The organism is Klebsiella sp. HN106 (assembly GCF_051209435.1).
GTDB classification, from domain to species: domain Bacteria; phylum Pseudomonadota; class Gammaproteobacteria; order Enterobacterales; family Enterobacteriaceae; genus Klebsiella; species Klebsiella oxytoca.
This window is the reverse complement of record NZ_JBLURD010000075.1, coordinates 1-820: the sequence shown is the minus strand read 5'-3', so window position 1 is coordinate 820 and position 820 is coordinate 1. Positions and strand designations below refer to the sequence as shown.

1 protein-coding gene is annotated in these 820 nt (G+C 52.4%); it reads left to right on the top strand.

From position 1 onward, the window contains the following. The first annotated feature begins 63 nt into the window (after positions 1 to 63). The gene (locus tag ACSIPU_RS30365) at positions 64 to 768 is read left to right on the top strand and encodes an IS6-like element IS26 family transposase (protein WP_001067855.1); all 705 of its coding nucleotides are present in this window, start codon (positions 64 to 66) and stop codon (positions 766 to 768) included. Positions 769 to 820 lie beyond the last annotated feature (52 nt).

Here is an 820-nt window from a genome sequence, read left to right as displayed (position 1 = left end):
GGCACTGTTGCAAATAGTCGGTGGTGATAAACTTATCATCCCCTTTTGCTGATGGAGCTGCACATGAACCCATTCAAAGGCCGGCATTTTCAGCGTGACATCATTCTGTGGGCCGTACGCTGGTACTGCAAATACGGCATCAGTTACCGTGAGCTGCAGGAGATGCTGGCTGAACGCGGAGTGAATGTCGATCACTCCACGATTTACCGCTGGGTTCAGCGTTATGCGCCTGAAATGGAAAAACGGCTGCGCTGGTACTGGCGTAACCCTTCCGATCTTTGCCCGTGGCACATGGATGAAACCTACGTGAAGGTCAATGGCCGCTGGGCGTATCTGTACCGGGCCGTCGACAGCCGGGGCCGCACTGTCGATTTTTATCTCTCCTCCCGTCGTAACAGCAAAGCTGCATACCGGTTTCTGGGTAAAATCCTCAACAACGTGAAGAAGTGGCAGATCCCGCGATTCATCAACACGGATAAAGCGCCCGCCTATGGTCGCGCGCTTGCTCTGCTCAAACGCGAAGGCCGGTGCCCGTCTGACGTTGAACACCGACAGATTAAGTACCGGAACAACGTGATTGAATGCGATCATGGCAAACTGAAACGGATAATCGGCGCCACGCTGGGATTTAAATCCATGAAGACGGCTTACGCCACCATCAAAGGTATTGAGGTGATGCGTGCACTACGCAAAGGCCAGGCCTCAGCATTTTATTATGGTGATCCCCTGGGCGAAATGCGCCTGGTAAGCAGAGTTTTTGAAATGTAAGGCCTTTGAATAAGACAAAAGGCTGCCTCATCGCTAACTTTGCAACAGTGCC

Excerpts from the sequence above, each read along its gene's own strand:
- ACSIPU_RS30365 (WP_001067855.1), top strand. The coding sequence starts at position 64 with ATGAACCCATTCAAAGGCCGGCATTTTCAGCGTGACATCATTCTGTGG.